This window comes from Rhodococcus sp. SJ-2 (assembly GCF_053750035.1).
The window spans coordinates 5,479,939-5,499,073 of the sequence record NZ_CM132340.1 but is presented as its reverse complement, the minus strand read 5'-3'; the positions used below and the strand labels follow the sequence as shown (position 1 = coordinate 5,499,073).

General features: G+C 65.9%; 15 protein-coding genes. 10 read left to right on the top strand and 5 right to left on the bottom strand.

Annotated elements, in window-relative coordinates; all coding sequences use genetic code 11:
• The first annotated feature begins 76 nt into the window (after positions 1-76).
• Genes ACSYG9_RS25640 through ACSYG9_RS25630 form a run of 3 tightly spaced genes read left to right on the top strand, consistent with a single transcriptional unit; the run spans position 77 to position 2,323 of the window.
• Positions 77-256 (top strand): hypothetical protein, encoded by a 180-nt coding sequence (locus tag ACSYG9_RS25640; RefSeq protein ID WP_054807486.1) that lies wholly within the window; start codon positions 77-79, stop codon positions 254-256.
• Positions 257-302: 46 nt separating this feature from the next.
• On the top strand, positions 303-1,721 hold the full coding sequence (locus ACSYG9_RS25635; RefSeq protein WP_440125096.1) for an RNB domain-containing ribonuclease: 1,419 nt from the start codon (positions 303-305) through the stop codon (positions 1,719-1,721).
• Positions 1,718-2,323, top strand: coding sequence for a CHAP domain-containing protein (locus ACSYG9_RS25630; protein ID WP_440125095.1), 606 nt, complete (start codon positions 1,718-1,720; stop codon positions 2,321-2,323). The genes ACSYG9_RS25635 and ACSYG9_RS25630 overlap by 4 nt, the downstream gene beginning before the upstream one ends.
• Before the next feature lie 7 nt (positions 2,324-2,330).
• Here the strand turns inward: ACSYG9_RS25630 and pip are convergent, their stop codons facing one another.
• From pip to panB, 3 genes are all read right to left on the bottom strand, one after another.
• Entirely contained in the window at positions 2,331-3,293 is a 963-nt protein-coding gene (gene pip / locus ACSYG9_RS25625) for a prolyl aminopeptidase (protein ID WP_440125094.1), read from the bottom strand.
• Between the two features lie 3 nt (positions 3,294-3,296).
• Positions 3,297-3,716, bottom strand: a complete 420-nt coding sequence (locus ACSYG9_RS25620; RefSeq protein ID WP_440125093.1) for a hypothetical protein — start codon at positions 3,714-3,716, stop codon at positions 3,297-3,299.
• A 227-nt stretch (positions 3,717-3,943) separates the two neighbouring features.
• A complete protein-coding gene (panB, locus tag ACSYG9_RS25615; protein WP_440125092.1) occupies positions 3,944-4,795 on the bottom strand; it encodes a 3-methyl-2-oxobutanoate hydroxymethyltransferase in 852 nt (283 codons plus the stop codon).
• 174 nt (positions 4,796-4,969) lie between these two features.
• Between panB and ACSYG9_RS25610 the strand changes: the two genes are divergently transcribed.
• From ACSYG9_RS25610 to ACSYG9_RS25600, 3 genes are all read left to right on the top strand, one after another.
• Positions 4,970-6,520, top strand: a complete 1,551-nt coding sequence (locus tag ACSYG9_RS25610) for an alpha/beta hydrolase (protein ID WP_454840419.1) — start codon at positions 4,970-4,972, stop codon at positions 6,518-6,520.
• Positions 6,521-6,604: 84 nt separating this feature from the next.
• Positions 6,605-7,942: a glutamine synthetase family protein gene (locus tag ACSYG9_RS25605; protein WP_169686308.1), complete on the top strand. Its 1,338-nt coding sequence runs from the start codon at positions 6,605-6,607 to the stop codon at positions 7,940-7,942.
• A gap of 5 nt (positions 7,943-7,947) precedes the next feature.
• Positions 7,948-10,977 carry a bifunctional [glutamine synthetase] adenylyltransferase/[glutamine synthetase]-adenylyl-L-tyrosine phosphorylase gene (locus ACSYG9_RS25600; protein ID WP_440125090.1) on the top strand — a complete coding sequence of 1,010 codons (3,030 nt, stop codon included), beginning with the start codon at positions 7,948-7,950 and terminating at the stop codon, positions 10,975-10,977.
• 18 nt (positions 10,978-10,995) lie between these two features.
• Here ACSYG9_RS25600 and ACSYG9_RS25595 read toward each other — a convergent pair whose 3' ends face one another.
• Positions 10,996-11,685, bottom strand: a complete 690-nt coding sequence (locus tag ACSYG9_RS25595; protein WP_454840417.1) for a GntR family transcriptional regulator — start codon at positions 11,683-11,685, stop codon at positions 10,996-10,998.
• 97 nt (positions 11,686-11,782) lie between these two features.
• Between ACSYG9_RS25595 and ACSYG9_RS25590 the strand changes: the two genes are divergently transcribed.
• From ACSYG9_RS25590 to ACSYG9_RS25580, 3 genes are all read left to right on the top strand, one after another.
• Entirely contained in the window at positions 11,783-12,709 is a 927-nt protein-coding gene (locus ACSYG9_RS25590) for a sulfurtransferase (protein ID WP_454840416.1), read from the top strand.
• A gap of 88 nt (positions 12,710-12,797) precedes the next feature.
• Positions 12,798-13,652: a hydroxyethylthiazole kinase gene (gene thiM, locus ACSYG9_RS25585; RefSeq protein ID WP_440125087.1), complete on the top strand. Its 855-nt coding sequence runs from the start codon at positions 12,798-12,800 to the stop codon at positions 13,650-13,652.
• Positions 13,652-14,761 (top strand): LLM class flavin-dependent oxidoreductase, encoded by a 1,110-nt coding sequence (locus ACSYG9_RS25580; protein ID WP_454840415.1) that lies wholly within the window; start codon positions 13,652-13,654, stop codon positions 14,759-14,761. Before thiM ends, ACSYG9_RS25580 begins: the two co-directional genes overlap by 1 nt.
• A 90-nt stretch (positions 14,762-14,851) precedes the next feature.
• Here ACSYG9_RS25580 and ACSYG9_RS25575 read toward each other — a convergent pair whose 3' ends face one another.
• Entirely contained in the window at positions 14,852-15,181 is a 330-nt protein-coding gene (locus ACSYG9_RS25575) for a hypothetical protein (RefSeq protein ID WP_440125085.1), read from the bottom strand.
• A 464-nt stretch (positions 15,182-15,645) separates the two neighbouring features.
• Between ACSYG9_RS25575 and ACSYG9_RS25570 the strand changes: the two genes are divergently transcribed.
• A complete protein-coding gene (locus ACSYG9_RS25570; RefSeq protein ID WP_454840414.1) occupies positions 15,646-19,104 on the top strand; it encodes an indolepyruvate ferredoxin oxidoreductase family protein in 3,459 nt (1,152 codons plus the stop codon).
• The last annotated feature ends 31 nt before the right edge of the window (positions 19,105-19,135 follow it).

Below are 19,135 nucleotides of genomic sequence, written 5' to 3'. Positions count from 1 at the left end.
GCCGGGCCGACGGTACCAGCCACGCCGGACCGCGTGTAGCGGCAAAAAGTCGACCTTGTTCGGGCACACTTGAACCATGAGCGATGAGGGCTGGTACTACGACGTGAGCACAGGCAAGGTCAGCCAGGGCAAGGATCCGGGCGCCCTCAACCGAATGGGTCCGTACCCGGACAAGGACACTGCCGAGCGCGCCCTGCAGATTGCCGCCGAGCGGACCAAAGCGGCCGACAAGGCCGACGACGAGTGGAACAACTGACTCAGCGGCACGCACGACGGCTACGGCGCGCAGGAGAACTACAACAGTGGTGAGAGCACCCTTCGTCGTTGCACCCGCGATCGACTTCGCATCAGTACGTTCCGAGTTCGGACTCGACGACGGATATCCGGCGGATGCGCTCGCGGAGGCCCGCGCCGGCACGGACCGGTACGGGGGCGATCGTGAGGACCGCACCGATTTGCCTCTGGTGACCATCGACCCTCCGGGGTCGATGGACTTGGATCAGGCGCTCCACCTCGAACGCACGACCGAGGGCTTCATCCTGCACTATGCGATCGCCGACGTGTACGCCGTCGTCGAGCTCGGCGGTGCGCTCGAAGCAGAAACCCATCGCCGAGGCCAGACGTTCTACCTACCGGACAGGTCCGTTCCGCTGCATCCGCGGGAGCTATCGGAGGGCACGGCCAGTCTCCTCCCCGAGACCATTCGTCCCGCCGTGCTGTGGCGGATCGAGACGGACGAACGCGCTGAGCCCGTGGCAGTCACGGTGCGCCGTGCATCGGTCCGTTCCGTCGCGCGACTCGACTACGCAGGCGTGCAACGCGACTTCGATGCCGGGACACTGCATCCGTCCATCGCAGCGCTACCCGAGTTCGGGCGTCTGCGTGCGGCGGCGGCACTCGGCAGGGGGGCTATCGAACTGCGCCTGCCCGAACAGGACGTGGCTCCCCGTGGCGACGGGTGGACGCTGACGGTGCAACCTCGGACAGATGCCGACGACTGGAACTCTCAGGTGTCGCTGCTGACCGGAATGTGCGCGGCCGATCTCATGCTCGACGCGAAGGTGGGCCTGCTCCGTACGCTGCCGCCTGCCGACGCGGAGATTGTCGAGGCGCTTCGAAGAAAAGCATCCGCGTTGGGGGTGCCGTGGCCAGACGATGTGCCGGTCGGCGCATTCCTCGCAGGCCTCGACGCGAACGAACCCTCGACGCTCGTGCTCATGAGCGAGGCTCCGACCCTGTTGCGCGGTGCGTCGTATGCCGCGTTCGACGGTGCGCCTCCCGAGTCGGGTCTGCACGGTGCGATCGGTGCGCCGTATGCGCATGTGACCGCTCCGCTGCGTCGTCTCTCCGACAGGTACACGACCGAGGTGTGCCTAGCGGTGTCGGCAGGCACCGCGGTGCCGTCGCACGTCCGCGGCACCCTGCCTGCACTGCCGAAGATCATGTCGGCGTCGGACTCGCTGGCGGGAAAGATCGGGCGCGCCTGCATCGACCTGACCGAGGCTGTCGTGCTCTCCCCCCGGGTGGGCGAGCATTTCGAGGCGACCGTGCTCGAAGGCGCCACCGACCGGCGCGACGCCGAGGTATTCGTGGCTTCCGAAACCGTCATTGCGCCGTGTGAGGGGCGGCCGCGCGAAGGGGAACGCATCACGGTGCGCCTCATCCGGGCAGACACTGCCGCTCGCAAGGTGAAGTTCGCCTACGAGTCCGGCCGAATATGAGTACCGAGACCCGGAGTGCGGGTCGGGGCAGGCGAGCGACGACGGTGATCGCCGCCGCGGTGGCCGCGGTCGTGCTGTTGTTCGTGGCAGTTGTGTGGTGGTGGGCACCGAGCAGGTATCTGCCCTGGGACACCGCGTCGTTCCCCGCAGCCGACACCGCCTCGTTGTCGACGGAACAGGTGGCGGTCGTGGACCTGCTCGAAGACGAGCACCGGACACAGCGGCCCGGCACCTTCTACTCGGAAGGGGTCGAAGAGCAGTGGTGTGCAGACTTCGTCAGCTGGATCATGCGGGAAGCCGGTATGCCTCTGTCGAATCCGCACTCGGGACACTGGCGGATCCCCGGCGTGTACACGCTGCAGGAGTACTACGAACAGCACGATCGCTTCGAACCGGTGGAGTCGGGCTATCAACCCGAGGTGGGCGACGTCGTCCTGTATGAGAACACCGCCGGTTTCGGGCAGCACACCAACATCGTCGTAGCGGTCGATGGTGACGAGGCGATCACCGTGGGCGGAAACGAGTTCGGCCGAATCCGTGTCCACACGCTCGAGTGGTCGGACGACTCGGCAGTGGTCGGATTCGGCCGGCTCCCGAAATGACGGGATGTCATCGGAACAAATCGGTCGCTTCCACAAGGCGATGAGTGATGCCGGGTTCGTGCGCGGAGTGTCCGGCGTCGTCGACAATGTGCAACGTCGAGTCGGGCCAGGAACGATGGAGGTCCCATGCGCTCGTCGCGGGGCACACCACGTCGTAGCGACCCTGCACGATCACGCCCGGGATGCCGTGCAGGAGATGCGCGTCCCGCAGCAGCTGTCCTTCGGTGAGGAATCCGCGATGGTAGAAGTAGTGATTCTCGATCCGTGCGAAGGCGAGCGCGAAGCGGGGTTCCGCGGTGTCTGCGACGTGGTCGGGCTGCGGTAGCAGTGAACTCGTTCCACCCTCCCATGTCGACCACGCGACCGCTGCGCGCAACGCGATGTCCGGGTCGGGGGAATGCAGCAACCGGTGGTAGGTGTCGACCGGGTGCGCCCCGGGTTCGGTGCCTGCCAGAGGCGAGAGGAAGGCTTCCCACAGGTCGGGGAACAGTGCCCCGGCGCCACCGTTGTAATACCAGTCGATCTCGCTGCGGCGCAGTAGGAAGATCCCGCGCAACACCAATTCGGTCACGCGGTCGCGGTGGCGCTGCGCGTAGGCCAGGGCGAGCGTCGACCCCCACGATCCGCCGAACACCATCCATCGTTCGATGTTCAGGAATGTGCGTAGATGTTCGACGTCGGCGAGCAGGTGGTCGATCGTGTTGACAGACAGGTCGGCCCCGTCGGCGACGTGCGGCCGCGACCGGCCGCAGCCCCGCTGGTCGAACATCACGATCCGGTAGGCGGAGGGGTCGAAGAATCGACGTTGCCGTGGTGATGTGCCGCCACCGGGCCCGCCGTGCAGGAACACGACGGGTTTACCGTCCGGATTTCCGCTGACCTCCCAGTACACCTCCTGATCGTCGCCGACGGCGAGAAAGCCGTGGTCGTACGGTGCGATCGGAGGGTAGAGCTCGCGACGGTCGGTCATCACCTAGAACCCGACGAGGGCCGATGCGAGATCGGGAATCTGCAGGGCCGTCAACGTCTCGTCACGCACGGATGAGCACTGCTCGGTGGTGATGATGTCGACGCGTGCGCGATCGCCTGCAAGCGCAATCAAGTCGATTCCGTTTGCCGCGCCCCATTCGCCGACGAGGATGTTCAGGCCGCCCTTCCCGACCGAGGGCGTGTAGGTGCGCCAGCTCTGCAACTGACCCTCGATGCGGGTGCACAGGTCGGCGGCCTGGGCTTCGGTGACGCCCCCCGGTGCCTGTGTGGATTCCGCTGCGGAGGGCGCCGGGGTATTCGACGGCGTCGGATCCGAGGTGGTTCCGGAGGCGCACGCGCCGAGCAGGCCGATCATGGCTGCAGCTGCGGTAGCAGCGACGGGAATGCGTCGGAATCGGGTCATGGGGGAGCGCACCTCGCGGTTCGGTGGTCGTGGTCGCCGTCGAGTGTGCCATCGAATCCTGAAACGCCGATGGGCGCCCTACTTCCTGGGCTCGACGTGTGCGCGGTGGAGGCCTCGAGTCGGGTGAAAACCTCACCCGACTCGAGGGTGTGCCACGGCCCTGTTCAGCAACTACATTCGCTCGGAGAGCCTTCGATGCCTGGGCGGCAGCGGAAGAACGAAGAACCTCAGAAAGAATGCTCGGGTCCGGGGAAGCTCCCGCCGGCTACCTCGGAGGCGTATTGTGCTGCAGCATTGCGCAATTCGTCGCCGACAGCCCCGAACTTCTTCACGAACTTCGCGGTCTTGCCGCTCGTGTATCCGGCCATGTCCTGCCAGACGAGAACTTGCGCATCGCATTCGTTTCCGGCGCCGATGCCGACGGTGGGAATGGTCAGCTTCCGGGTGACCTGGCCGGCGAGTTCTGCGGGAACCATCTCCATCACGACGGAGAATGCGCCGGCTTCCTGGACGGCGATGGCATCGGCGATGAGTTGCTCGGCGCCGTCGCCGCGTCCCTGCACTCGGAATCCGCCGAGGGTGTTGACGGATTGCGGGGTGAAGCCGATGTGGGCCTGCACGGGAATGCCTGCCGCAGTGAGCGCGGCGATCTGGGGTGCGATGCGTTCGCCGCCTTCGAGTTTGACTGCGTGCGCGCCCCCCTCTTTCATGAACCGGATGGCGGTGGCGAGAGCCTGCTCGGGAGATGCTTCATAGGTACCGAACGGGAGGTCCGCGATCACGAGTGCGTGCGGGGCCCCGCGAACGACGCCGCGGACCAGCGGAAGCAACTCGTCGACGGTGACCGGCACCGTGGTGTCGTAACCGTAGACGACGTTGGCCGCGGAGTCGCCGACCAGGAGCACCGGGATCCCGGCCTCTTCGAAAATGCGGGCGGTGGAGTAGTCGTACGCGGTCAGCTCTGCCCAGCGCACGCCTTCGGCCTTCATTGCCTGCAGATGGTGGACCCGCGTCTTACGCTTCGGAGTGTCTGCCGGGGCGGAGCCGCCACCGTACACGGACGTCATATTTTCCGACATCGTTGTCTCTTTCTTCCTCGAGGCCCTTCTGCGGGTCCCCGGGCGGGTGATGACAGTCTCAGTGTGCCACCGGGCTCGGCCACAGCTAACCCTCGGAGGTGGTGGGGTTGGTCACATGAGGACGCCGCGTGATCACACCACGAGGCCGGATGGCGGGCATGGCACGATCCACAGGTGCCGGTTTCCGCGCGTGTGCGCTCCCGTCGTCTGTTCGCTGCCCTTCTCGCTGTGAGCGCTCTGGTGCTGGCAGGATGTGCCGACACCGCGACCGAGGAGCGCGAGCCGTCGACCGTCGCAGTGCCCGGGGAACTCGCGCAGTTCTATCGACAGGGCGTCGACTGGGGCGACTGCGGTGGCTACGGCATCGACGGCCCGCTTCTGGCTCGCAGCGGTGCGCAATGCGGCCGGATCTCGGTCCCGCTCGACTACGACGCCCCGGACGGACAGACGGTGACCCTGGCGGTGTCGCGGATCGAGGCGGACGGCGATCGGATCGGATCGATTCTGGTCAATCCCGGCGGGCCCGGTGCCTCGGGGCTGTCCACCGTGCTCGCCGCGGCAGGTACCGAACTGGCCGGGCGGTTCGACATCGTGGGATTCGATCCGCGCGGCATCGGTTCGTCCGATCCGCAGGTCCGGTGCTTCACCGCCGCGGAGACCGACGCCGATCGTGCCATCGACGACGGCGATCGAAGTCCGGAAGGAATCGAGGCAGCCGAGAAACGCAACCGCGAGTACGCGCAGTTGTGTGCCGAACGCACCGGAGAGGATCTCCTCGCCCATGTCGGCACCGCCGACGTGGTGCGTGACATGGATGTCCTCCGAGGGGTGCTCGGCGACGACTCCCTGAACTTCCTCGGATATTCGTACGGAACCAGGCTCGGCACCGTCTATGCGGAAGCCTTCCCGGACCGGGTTCGCGCGATGGTCCTGGACGGCGCCATCGACCCCGAACAGGATCCGGTCGAGGAGATAGTGCTGCAGGCCGAGGGATTCCAGAAGGCGTTCGACGAGTTCGCGGCCGACTGCGCGACCCGCAGCGACTGCCCGCTGGGCAACGAGCCCGGGCAGGCGTCGGCCCGGTTCCGCGGACTCGTCGCCCCCTTGATCGCGACGCCCGCCCAGACCACCGATCCGCGTCGCCTGAGCTACCGCGACGCGATCACCGGAGTGCAGCAGGGCCTGTATTCGTCCGCGCTGTGGGGGTCGCTTCGCGGTGGCCTGGCCTCCCTCGCCGACGGCAACGGGGACACTCTGCTTCGACTCGCCGACCTGTACGAGGGGCGGGAGGACGACGGCACCTACAGCAACATCAACGATGCGTTCAACGCCGTCCGATGCATCGATGACCAGCCGATCACCGAACGCGCGGTTGCCGGTGAACTCGATACGCGGTTCCGGCAGGCGGCACCGTTCCTCGACGACGGACGCGGAACCGGTGAGGCGCCCCTCGACGTGTGCGCATTCTGGCCTGTCCCCGCTACGGGGGAACCGCACACCCCGGATGTGCCGGGGCTTCCGCCGGTCCTCGTGGTGTCGACGACCGGTGATCCCGCCACGCCGTACCAGGCGGGGGCAGACCTGGCGCGTCAGCTCGGGGGTGCGCTGGTGACCTTCGACGGAAACCAGCACACTGTCGTGCTGGACGGAAATCCCTGTGTCGACGACGCTGTGACCAGGTACTTCCTCGATCTCGAGGTGCCCGAGACCGACCCTCATTGCTGACTCGGCGCCGGTGTGATCGACACGCCACAGATGGGAACGGCGGATGTAACACGGAATTAACGGATCATGCCTACGCTCGCCGATATGGATCGCCAGAAGGAGTTCGTGCTCCGCACCCTCGAAGAGCGCGACATTCGGTTCGTGCGCCTGTGGTTCACCGACGTCGTCGGGACCCTCAAATCCGTGGCGATCGCCCCAGCCGAACTCGAGGGTGCCTTCGAAGAGGGCATCGGCTTCGACGGTTCGGCCATCGAGGGTTTCTCCCGCATTTCCGAGGCGGACATGGTCGCGCGCCCCGATGCCACGACATTCCAGGTGCTGCCGTGGACCGACGACCGGGGTCACCAATACTCGGCTCGCATGTTCTGCGACATCACCATGCCGGGTGGCACCCCGAGCTGGGCCGACCCGCGCCACGTGCTGCGTCGTCAGCTCAACAAGGCCGGCGATCTGGGTTTCAGCTGCTACGTGCATCCCGAGATCGAGTTCTTCCTCGTCGAGAACGGCGAACCGGGCGCACCGCCTGTTCCGGCCGACGACGGCGGCTACTTCGACCAGTCGGTGCACCGTTCCGCGCCGCATTTCCGCCGCCATGCCATCGACGCCCTCGAATCGATGGGAATCTCCGTCGAGTTCAGTCATCACGAGACCGCGCCCGGGCAGCAGGAGATCGACCTGCGGTACGCCGACGCGTTGTCGATGGCCGACAACGTGATGACCTTCCGCTATGTGGTCAAGGAGATCGCTATGGCGGAAGGCGTGCGAGCAACGTTCATGCCCAAGCCTTTCCAGCAGCACGCGGGATCGGCCATGCACACCCACATGTCGCTGTTCGAGGGCGAGACCAATGCATTCCACGATCCCGACGACCCGTTGCAGCTCTCGGCGACGGGCAAGGCGTTCATCGCGGGCATTCTCGAGCATGCTCCCGAGATCAGTGCGGTGACCAATCAGTGGGTCAACTCCTACAAGCGCATCGTGCACGGCGGTGAAGCGCCCACCGCGGCATGCTGGGGACCGTCCAACCGGTCGGCGCTCGTCCGCGTTCCGATGTACACCCCGAACAAGGCGTCATCGCGCCGAGTCGAGATCCGCACTCCCGACTCGGCCTGCAATCCGTACCTTGCGTTCGCTGTGCTCGTCGCGGCAGGTCTGCGTGGTATCGAGAAGGGCTACACTCTCGCTCCCGAGGCCGAGGACGACGTGTGGGCCTTGACCGGTGCCGAGCGCCGTGCCATGGGATACAAGGAACTGCCGACCGATCTCGACATCGCGTTGCGTGAGATGGAGAATTCGGAGCTGGTCGCCGAGACGCTCGGTGAGCACGTGTTCGACTATTTCTTGCGCAACAAGTGGCGGGAATGGGAGAACTACCGGAGTCAAGTGACCCCGTTCGAACTCGAGCAGTACCTGGGGCTGTAGGCGCCATGGTGAAGCCGCCTCCTGCGCGCTCTGCCGTACCCGGTCCCGGCCGACTCGGTCTGGTCGAACCCACCGCTGCCGACGAGCTGGCGCAATTGGGATGGACGGACGTCGAAAGCATCGAATTGATGTGGGCGTTGTCGCGGGCCCCCAACGCCGACCTCGCGCTGCGGACGATGAGCCGTCTCGCCGACGTACTCGGAACTCAGGGATGGGCAGAACTCGACGCGACGTTGCGCACCGACAAGAGCTTGCGGGGGCGACTGCTCGCCCTTTTCGGGTCCTCGGCGGCATTCGGCGACCACGTGGTCGCGCATCCCGATCGGTGGCGGATGCTTGCCGGTCCTCTCGAGCTGCCGGACCGGCACACCTTCACGGTCCGGATGCTCGACTGTGTCGAGTCGGTCCCCGAGACCGGTGGACGTACCAACCGGCTCGTCCACCGAGCCGGAATCACAGGCCCGGACGCGGTTGCTGCACTGCGCACGACGTATCGCGATCAGCTGATGCTCATTGCCGCAGCGGATCTCGCTGCGACGGTCGAGAACGAACCAGTCGTGCCGTATCTCGAGGTGGGGGAGAGGCTCGCCGACCTCGCCGATGCCGCATTGACTGCTGCGCTCGCGGTGGCGTTCGCCACTGTCGTCCCGGACGGACCGTGCCCCAATGACATCGCGGTCATCGCGATGGGCAAATGTGGTGCGCGCGAACTCAATTACGTCAGCGACGTCGACGTGATCTTCGTCGCCGAACCTGCCGACGCGCGGGCCAGCCGTATCGCAGGCGAGATGATGCGTATCGGAACGTCGGCGTTCTTCGAAGTCGATGCCGCGCTGCGGCCAGAGGGTAAACGCGGCGAATTGGTGCGCACCCTCGAATCCCATGTGGCCTACTACAACAGGTGGGCCAAGACATGGGAGTTCCAGGCACTCCTCAAAGCCAGGCCGATGACCGGCGACCTCGACCTGGGCCGCCGTTACGTCGAAGCCTTGAGCCCATTGGTATGGACGGCATCGGAGCGCGACGCATTCGTGCCGGAGGTGCAGGCCATGCGCAGGCGGGTCGAGGAACTCGTCCCCGCCGATCTGCGGGAGCGCGAACTCAAACTCGGAAAGGGCAGCCTGCGCGACGTCGAATTCGCCGTGCAACTGCTGCAGATGGTCCACGGACGCACCGACGAATCGTTGCGCGTGCCCAACACTGTGGAGGCATTGTCCGCGCTCGCCGACGGCGGATACGTCGGGCGTGATGACGCCGCGAATCTGCGCGCGTCGTACGAGTTCCTCCGGTTGCTCGAGCACCGCCTTCAGCTGCAGCGGCTCAAGCGCACTCACACACTGCCCCCTCCCGATGACCGTGAGAACCTGCGCTGGCTCGCACGGGCGGCGCACATGCGGCCGGACGGACGGAACGATTCGCTCGGCGTCCTCCAATCCGAGATCAAACGCAACTCCGCACGGATCCGCAGGCTCCATGCGCGATTGTTCTATCGTCCGCTGCTCGAGTCGGTGACCCGGCTCGACAAGGACGCGGTGCGTTTGTCGCCGGATGCGGCTGTGCGGCAGCTCGCGGCGCTGGGTTACACAGCACCGGAGCACGCCCTGGAACACCTCACCGCGCTGTCCGGGGGAGCTTCACGCAAGGCAAGGATCCAAGCTCTCCTTCTTCCTCAACTGCTCGAATCTCTCGGTGAGACAGTCGATCCGGATGGTGGTCTGCTCGCCTACCGGCGACTGTCCGACGCGTTGTACGAAACAGTGTGGTTCCTGCGGGTGCTGAGAGACGAGCCGTCGGTCGCGGAACGTCTGATGAAGGTGCTGGGTACGTCGGCGTATGTACCCGAGCTGCTCATCAAGTCACCGGATGTCATCCGCCTCTACGCTGACGCCTCCACGGGGCCGCGCCTTCTCGAGGCCAAACCCGCCGAGGTAGGGAGAGCGATCGTCACGTCATCGTCCCGATACGACGATCCGGCGCGGGCGATCGCGGCGGCACGGTCACTGCGTCGGGCGGAGCTCGCGCGGATCGCGAGCGCCGATCTCCTCGGGATGCTCTCGGTTCCGGAGGTGTGCGAAGCGCTCTCGTCCGTATGGTCGGCAGTTCTGGAGGCGGCACTGGCCGCGGTGATCCGCGGATCCGTGCGCACGAAGGGACCGGCTCCGGCACGCATCGCGGTGATCGGTATGGGCCGGCTCGGCGGTGCCGAACTCGGCTATGGATCCGATGCCGACGTGCTGTTCGTCTGCGAACCGCTGCCCGATGCCGACGAGACCGTCGCAGTGAAATGGGCGGTCTCCGTCGCCGAGCAGGTCCGCAAACTTCTGGGGGCGCCGAGCACCGACCCGCCGCTCGAAGTCGATCTGGACCTTCGTCCCGAGGGTCGCAGCGGCGCGCTGGTGCGCACCTTCAAATCCTACGAGGCCTACTACGCGCAGTGGGCAGAGGCGTGGGAGGTCCAAGCGTTGCTGCGTGCGCACACGGTCGCGGGCGATTCCGATCTCGGGCTCCGATTCCTCCACATGATCGACCGTGTGCGCTACCCCGAAGGTGGGGTCACTCAGGAAGCGGTACGGGAGATCCGCCGGATCAAGGCTCGGATGGATTCCGAGCGCCTTCCGCGCGGCGCCGACCCCGCGACCCATACGAAACTGGGTCGCGGCGGACTGTCCGACGTCGAATGGACCGTGCAATTGCTGCAGCTCCAGCATGCGCACGAGATCGGTTCGTTGCGCAACACGTCGACACTGGAGACGCTCGATGCGATCGGTGCCGCCGAACTCATCAGCGCAGCCGACGTGGATCTGCTCCGCGACGCGTGGATCACCGCGACCCGCGCCCGCAATGCGCTCGTCCTGGTGCGGGGGAAGCCGAGCGATCAGCTTCCCGGGCCGGGGCGGCAACTCGCGGCGGTGGCGAGTGCCGTGGGCGAACACAGCGACGACGCATCCGAATTCCTCGACAACTACCTGAGGGTCACGCGTCGTGCGCGTGGTGTCGTCGAGCGGGTGTTCGGCGGGGAAACGAACGGGCACTGACTCTTTCGTTTTTCGTCCTCACCCGCCGGCGAACATCTTGATGCGAAGTTCTCGGCTGCGTTCGAGGTGTGCGCGCATGTGCTCGCGGGCGGCCGCCTCGTCGCGCGCTCGTAGCGCGGTCAGGATGAGGTCGTGTTCGCCGTTGAGTACGTCGGGTTCGCCGTAGGTCGACGGCGGGCCCGAATCATAGATCCGCAGTTGCGTGGTCAGCCGGATGAGAAGCGCAGTGATGGTGGCATTGTGCGCGGCCTGCCACAGTGCTTCGTGGAATCGGAAGTTACCGGCTCGGACGTCGGTGTCGTCGGAGGCCGAGCAGCAGAAGGTGTGGAGCTGTTCGAGCCTCGCGAGGTCGAGCTCGGTGTGACGGATCGCGGCTGCTCCCGCGGCTTCGGACTCGAGTGCGACGCGGGCGGCGTAGATCTCTATGACGTCCTCGGGGGTTCCCGACCGGACTCGGAACCCGCGTGTGGCGCGCTCGAGCAACCCGTCGTGGGCGAGCCAGTTCAGGGCTTCCCGAATCGGGGTGCGCGAGGCACCGTAGGTCTCACTGAGCTGGGTTTCGTGCAGTGCAGCGCCACTGGGAAATTTGCCCGCGAGAATGTCGGCGCGCAGCCGCAGATACTGCTTCGATGTCTGATCGTCGCGTCCGGTGGGAAGCTCGCCGAGCAATGAGCCGATCAGGTCGGTTGTGGTGTCCCGGTCGGGCATCGCACTCCTGTCCTCAGGTTCGGTGTCTCCGGAGATTATGCCATCGTCAACGAGCGCATACTTGCGTATACGTTATTCGTCGTTTAGCGTCGCGGGGGTGATCGAGGAGAAACCGAGGGCGGCGAGGGACGGTGAGTCCCGAACCGGTGAGGTCCCGGGCGAGGATGTGATGATCGCCGCCGAGGACCTCGCGCGCGAGTTGGCGACCGTGGCGGTTCTCGATGCGACCGTGTCGTTTCCGAAACCGCGATTCGACGGCGACTACCGCCCCGAATCCGGGTACGCCACCTGGGCGGATGCGCACATCCCGAATTCCGTGCACATCGATCTGCTCGGCGAGTTCAGTGCGTCGGGGGCTCCGCTGCACTTCACGCGACCGGAACCCGAGCATCTGGCTGCCGCACTCGCCCGCATCGGTGTCGGTGCCGGCACCGACATCGTGGTGTACGACGCGGGGGAGATGACCTGGGCGTCACGGGTGTGGTGGATGCTGCGCAACATCGGTGTTCCCGCGCGGGTCCTCGACGGTGGGCTCGCCCGGTGGACCGCCCTCGGACTTCCGCTCTCCTCGGACCTGTCGGCGCCGCCTGCGGCGGTGAACCCGGTGAACATCACCGACCACGGCCTGTGGCGAGACCGAGACGACGTTCTCGAAGTCAGTGCGGGCCGGGCGGCGGGAACGTTGCTCTGCGCGCTCGATCCCGAGCACTTCGCGGGCGCCGCAACGACCCGTTACTCGCGGCGCGGACGGATTCCCGGCAGTCGGAATCTGCCTGCCAAGAGTCTCCTCGGCGGCGGAGTGCTGCGTCCTCGCGGGGAACTGACCGCCCTGTCGGAAACTGTGTCGGCCGAGTCGGAACGCCCCCTGATCGTCTACTGCGGCGGTGGTGTGTCCGCGTGCCTGGTGGCGCTCGCTCTGGTGCGGGCAGGTCGCGACGACGTCGCCGTGTACGACGGCTCGCTCGCAGAGTGGACTGCAGATCCGGCACTGCCGATGATCTCGGATGAGCGAGGAAACACCTGATGAGATATCCCGACCCGCGATGTCCCGCCTACCGTACGTGCCCACCCGGACCTCCAGCCGGAACCGACACTTCTGTGACAGGAACCTCATGACCTCCCCGACGAACGCGCCGACGATCGATGACCTCGCTGACGCCCTCGACATGCTCCGTGCACGCACCCCGCTCGTGCAGTCGTTGACCAACATCGTGTCCGCGAACTTCCTGACCAATGTTCTGCTCGCGGCGGGTGCCAGCAACGCGCACATCGACAACGTCCACGAGGCGGGTGGCTTCGCGCGGATTGCGGGCGGAGTACTGGTCAACCTCGGCACACCCGATGACGGAACCGCCGTTGCGTTCACCGCCGCTGCCGAGGCGGCGCACGACGCGGGGACCCCCTGGGTGCTCGACCCGGTCGGTGTCGGAGGGTTGCCATGGCGTACCGGACTCGCCGCGGATCTGCTCACCTATCGACCCACTGCGATCCGTGGCAATGCCTCGGAGATCATCGCGCTGGCAGGTCAGGGCAGCGACACTCGTGGTGTCGACAGCGCGGACGAAGCGGCGGCGGCGATCCCGGCGGCGCTCGCCCTGCTCGGGCACTCGGACGCGGTGTCCGCGTCCGGACCGATCGACTACCTTGTGGGTCGCGGTAGCGACGGTGCTGTCACCGGACTGCGCATTGCAGGCGGAAGTGCGATGTTGCCCCGCGTGACCTCCACCGGATGCTCGCTCGGCGGCCTCGTTGCCGCTTACCTCGCGGTCGCGCCGACCTCACTGATCGGACTGGCGGCGGCGCATACGCACGTCGCCGTCGCGGCCGAGATTGCCGAGGAGAATTCGAGCGGTCCGGGTTCGTTCGCTGTGGCTTATCTCGACGCGCTCTACACAGTCGACGCAGACACTCTGCGCCGACGCGCCCGTATCGAGGCATTCGAACTGCCGAAGAAGGACGAGAGCTGATGGGCATCAAAACTTTCTGGTACCTCACCCAGGCCGACGGCGACTATCCGTGGAGCCCTGACGGGCTGTTTCCCGTAGACGGGCAACGACAGATCGCGCTCGCCAAGGCCATCGACGAAGGCGGTTTCGACGGGGCGCTCGTCGCTACCTGGCCGAACGATCCGTTCATCTCCGCTACCTGGGCTGCCGCGCACACCAGCCGGATGAAGTTCCTCGTCGCGGTGTACGCCAACATGACACCTGCCCGGCTACTCGCCGAAAAGGCACTCACCTTCGACGCATTCAGCGGCGGCCGCCTGATGATCAACTCCGTCAATGGACGCGAGAACATCCTGACGAAATACGACATGTTCGTCGAGCACGATCGACGCTACGAACTCGGTGAGCAGTATTGGTCCGACTTCCACCGCATCTACGCGGAGGGGACGGAATCCAACTTCCCGAACACGCCGCTGCGCATCGAACCGCCCGCGGGTGGGCATACGGTACCGCTGTGGGGTACCGGTGATTCGCAGGCCGGACTGGAGAACGCCGGTAAGGTGCTCGACGCCTACCTGATCATGCTGCGCGAAACGTCCTTCGTCGATGCGAAATTCACTGCGGCTCGCGAATCCGCGGCTGCGGCAGGCCGTGAATACACCGACTTCGGTGCGCTGTCAGGCGTCATCGTGCGGCCGACGCAGTCCGAAGCGCTCGATCGATTCCGGTCGTTGTTCGAAGACGCCGGGATCGATCGGATCAGCGAAGTGCTGAACAACGCGGTTCGTCGCCGTACGCACGGACAACAGGATCTGAGGACCTTCACCGCCCGCGACGCGCAGCGTCAGGGCTGGGTGGACGCCCTCAACGCGGGCAAGTTGCCCGAGCCGAAAGACCTGGACCTCGGCGACGGGCTGTACGCAGGTATCACCGCGTGGTCGCCGCTCGACATCTTCGCGACAGGGTCGTCGGCGGTCTACTACGCGGGCACACCCGACGAGATCACCGGACACGTGCGTGCCCTACGTGACAAGACGGGACTGACCAGCCTCATCCTTGCCGGCTGGCCGCTCATCGACGAGGCGAAGCACGTTGCCGAGCATCTGATTCCGAGGTTCCGCGAACTCTGAGTGCTCCGCGGAACCGCTTCGTCACCGACCTCCGTCCGTGCTTCTGCTCGAGCACGCACGGAGGTCGTTCTCGTCTCAGGTGCAGAGGTCTCAATTGCAGAGGATGATCAGTCCGACACCCCGCCAGACGTCGACCGTCACGTCCTTCCACTCCTGTTTATCGGAATCCCATTCGCTCTCGGTCTCGGTGTAGTAACCGAGGTCGCGTTGTTCGGTCACTGTGCATTCCTGGAGTGTGCTGCCTGCTCGACTGACGACGTGCCAGGGCACACCCGCCTCGTCCAATGTGGTGGCCGCTTGGCTCTGTGACATTCCCACAGTGTTCGGGGCTGATTGTGCCGTCGCGATTCCCGCGGCAAGCGGACTCAGAAGCAGGGCGCCGGCGGCTGCACATGCCGCGGCCGAGATGGTCGTACGCATGACGGCCTCCTTTCGGAGACAGGTCGGTATGAAATGCTCTGCCCGGGCGTGCCCGGTGATCGGCGGACGGCGGGTGCCATAGCGCCCGTCGGCCGGATGCGCGGCGTTCCTCCCGGCACGTTCGTGCCCCGACTCATCGTCCGCAGCAGGCGGGTGATCAGCGCATCGTCGACAGTTGTGTCGCAATGTCGGCAAACTGTGTCATACATCACCAACTATACGCGCGTGTGCAAGATGCTTCGGGGCGCGCGGTTCTGGCGACGGCCGAGCCTGGCGCGCGGGCTTGCGGCTGATCAGAGTGCGCATCTCATCCTGTGGTGTACATCACTACATAATCAAATTGATGAGTTCAAAATATTCTTGTTGACACTTTCCATCAGCAGTAGTGAATATTGCTGCACCAATTGACGTGATCGAAGCGACGCTGTCATTCGAGTGTCGCAGCGAAGGAACGGTGGTGCGCGATGACCGAGACTGTGATCCGCGAAGGCGAGAGATCTCCTTACGACCTCGACGACCGATTCCGGTCCGGATCGGGCACGGTGTTGCTCACCGGTGTACAGGCGATCGCACGGCAACTCGTGGAGCAGCATGTGCGCGACATCCGCGACGGACGTCGGGTGGCAACATTCGTCTCCGGCTACCAGGGCAGTCCGCTCGGTGGCCTCGACAAGATGCTGCACGGTATGCCGAGGGTGCTTGCCGAACACGACATCACCTTCACTCCAGGCTTCAATGAAGAACTCGCAGCCACCGCCGTGTGGGGGAGCCAGGGGCAGCTCGGAACCGGTACGCGGACCCACGACGGAGTGGTCGGCGTGTGGTACGGCAAGGGCCCCGGGCTCGACCGGGCCACCGATGCTCTGCGCCACGCCAACATGTATGGGGTCGATCCGAACGGCGGTATGCTCCTGATGGTCGGCGACGATCCGGCCTCGAAGTCTTCCACTGTCCCCGCGGTGAGCGAACGGTCCCTCGCCGCACTCGGCATCCCGGTCCTGTTCCCGAGGAACGCTGCCGAGATCATCACCATGGGACTGCACGGTGTTGCGTTATCGCGGGCCTCCGGATGCCTGGTTGCGCTCAAGATCGTCGCCGATGTGGCCGACGGTGCCTGGTCGGTCGACGGGTCGGTTGCGGATGTTCCCATCGCCGTTCCCGAAATCGATTGGGAAGGAAGGAGGTTCATCTACCGTCAGCGTCCGATGGCAGCGCCGGGTGACAGTGTGGCCGCCGAAGCCGACCTGTACGGGCCGCGACGGAAGACCGTCCTGGCCTACGGCAAGGCCAACGCACTCGATGTCATCGAAGTAGACCCAGCGGGCGCCCGGATCGGTTTGGCGTCCACTGGAACCACCTTCGACGCGATGCGGCAGGCGCTGCTCGACCTCGGCGTCGACGACGCGGGTCTGCACCGCGCGGGAATCCGATTGCTGCGCATCGGGATGCCCTATCCCATCGAACCGGATCTCATCCGCGATTTCGCGCGCGGACTCGACGAGCTGATCGTCGTCGAGGACAAGACGGCCTTCGTCGAAACCCAGGTCCGTGAGATCCTCTACGGAACGGACTCCGCGCCACGCATCCTCGGGAAGAGGGATGCCGAAGGACGCCCGCTCGTACCATTCGACGGTGAACTGACCGCGGGTCGGATCCGTGGGCCGCTGCGTCGTGTGCTGCGCAACTACATCGAACTCGGGCCGGGCGCCCTTCCACAACTGCCACTCGAAGTTCTCTCCACCGCGCGCACTCCGTATTTCTGCAGCGGGTGCCCGCACAACCGCTCCACCGCCCTGCCCGAGGGTTCGATCGGCGGCGGCGGAATCGGCTGCCACACCCTCGTCACGCTGTCGGGTCGCACGGACAGCGCGGTCACCGGCCTGACCCAGATGGGTGGAGAGGGCGCGCAGTGGATCGGGCAGGCACCGTTCACCGACATCGGCCACATGTTCCAGAACGTCGGTGACGGAACGTTCTTCCATTCCGGTCAGCTCGCGGTCCAGGCGTGCGTCGCAGCCGGGGTGAACATCACCTACAAGCTGCTCTACAACGACGTCGTGGCGATGACCGGCGCGCAGGATGCCGAAGGCGCCCTGAAAATCCCCGCCCTGACCCACAAGCTCACCACGGAAGGCGTCCGCAAGATCATCATCTGTTCGGACGACCCCAAGCAGCATCGCAAGCGATCTCTGGCGCGCGGCACCGTGGTGTGGCATCGGGACAGGCTCGACGAAGCACAGAAACTGCTGCGCGAGGTTCCAGGTGTCACCGTGCTCATCTACGACCAGCACTGCGCGGCCGACGCACGTCGTCAGCGTAAACGCGGCACCCTGCCTGCCCGTACCACCCGCGTGATCGTCAACGAGGCGGTCTGTGAAGGATGCGGCGATTGCGGCGTCAAGAGCAACTGCCTGTCGGTCCGACCCGTCGACACGGAGTTCGGATCCAAGACTCGCATCGACCAGACGTCGTGCAACACCGACTACTCCTGCCTCGATGGGGACTGCCCGTCGTTCGTGACGGTCGAGGCAGCACCGGATCGCAAACGCGAGCGGCGCGCCCCGACGCCGCCTGTCGTGCCGGACATCGTCGGTGACGGTCCGGCAGGGACCACCAACGTTCTTCTCGCAGGAATCGGTGGCACCGGCATAGTCACTGTGAACCAGGTACTCGCCACCGCGGCGCTGCGTGCCGGATTCGAGGTCGAATCGCTCGACCAGATCGGGATGAGCCAGAAGGCGGGCCCGGTGGTCTCCCACCTGCGTTTCGCGGTGGGCGACCTCGAACCGGGAAACCGCGTCGGCACCGGCGGGGCAACGTGCCTGGTCGCGTTCGACCTGCTCACCGCCACCGATCCGAAGAACCTTGCCTACGCCGACACCGCCGCGACCATCGCCGTCGCGTCGACCAGTCGCACGCCCACCGGAGACATGGTGTACGACCGGTCGATCCGTCACCCCGACGAGGACGATCTGCTCGCGCGGCTCGACGCGACCACCCGCGAATCGGTCTCGTTCGACGCGCTCGCCGCGTCACAGGCACTGTTCGGGGAGACGGCGTCGGCGAACTTCCTGCTCGTCGGAGCAGCGCACCAACTCGGCGGACTGCGAATCCCGGCCGCCGCCATCGAGGAAGCGATCGAGATCAACGGCGTCGCAGTGGAAACCAACATCGCTGCCTTCCGGTGGGGGCGCGCAGCGATCGCCGACCCTGAGGTGTTTCGCCGGGCCACCGAGCCGGCACCCCACGCCCGCCCCGCGACCGTAGCTCCCGACAGATTGTTCGACGGCACCACATTCGCCGGTGAAGTGCAGCGATTGGTGAAAATCCGTGCCGCTGCCCTGATCGATTTCCAAGATGAGGCGCTCGCCGCACGCTACATCGATCGGGTGCACTCCGTGTGGACGGCCGAACGTCGGCTCACCCACCGCACCGACCTCAGCGAGGCCGTCGCCCGGGGTCTGTTCAAGCTGACCGCCTACAAGGACGAGTACGAAGTCGCACGCATGCTCGTCGACCCCGCGTTCGTCGACGACGTGCAGGCCCAGGTGCCCGGGGGATACCAGCTGACCTACCGCTTGCATCCGCCGGTGCTGCGGGCGCTCGGCCGCAGTAGGAAGATCGGATTCGGGCCGAGGTCGCATTCGACGCTGCGGATGCTGGCGAAAGCGAAGCGCTTGCGCGGTACCCGCTTCGACCCGTTCGGTTACGCCCACGTCCGGCGGACCGAGCGTGCGTTACTCGCGCATTACACCGCCGTGATCGAGCAGTCCGTCGCGGCTCTGACCACCGACTCGTACGACCGTGCCGTGCAGATCGCGGAACTTCCGGACATGGTGCGCGGCTACGAGCACATCAAACTGCGCTCGGTCGAACAATACCGCGCTCGACTCGAGGAACTCGGCGTCGATGCCGAGTTCTGAGTTCCTCTCTCCCGCCCGCCGATTCAACGCC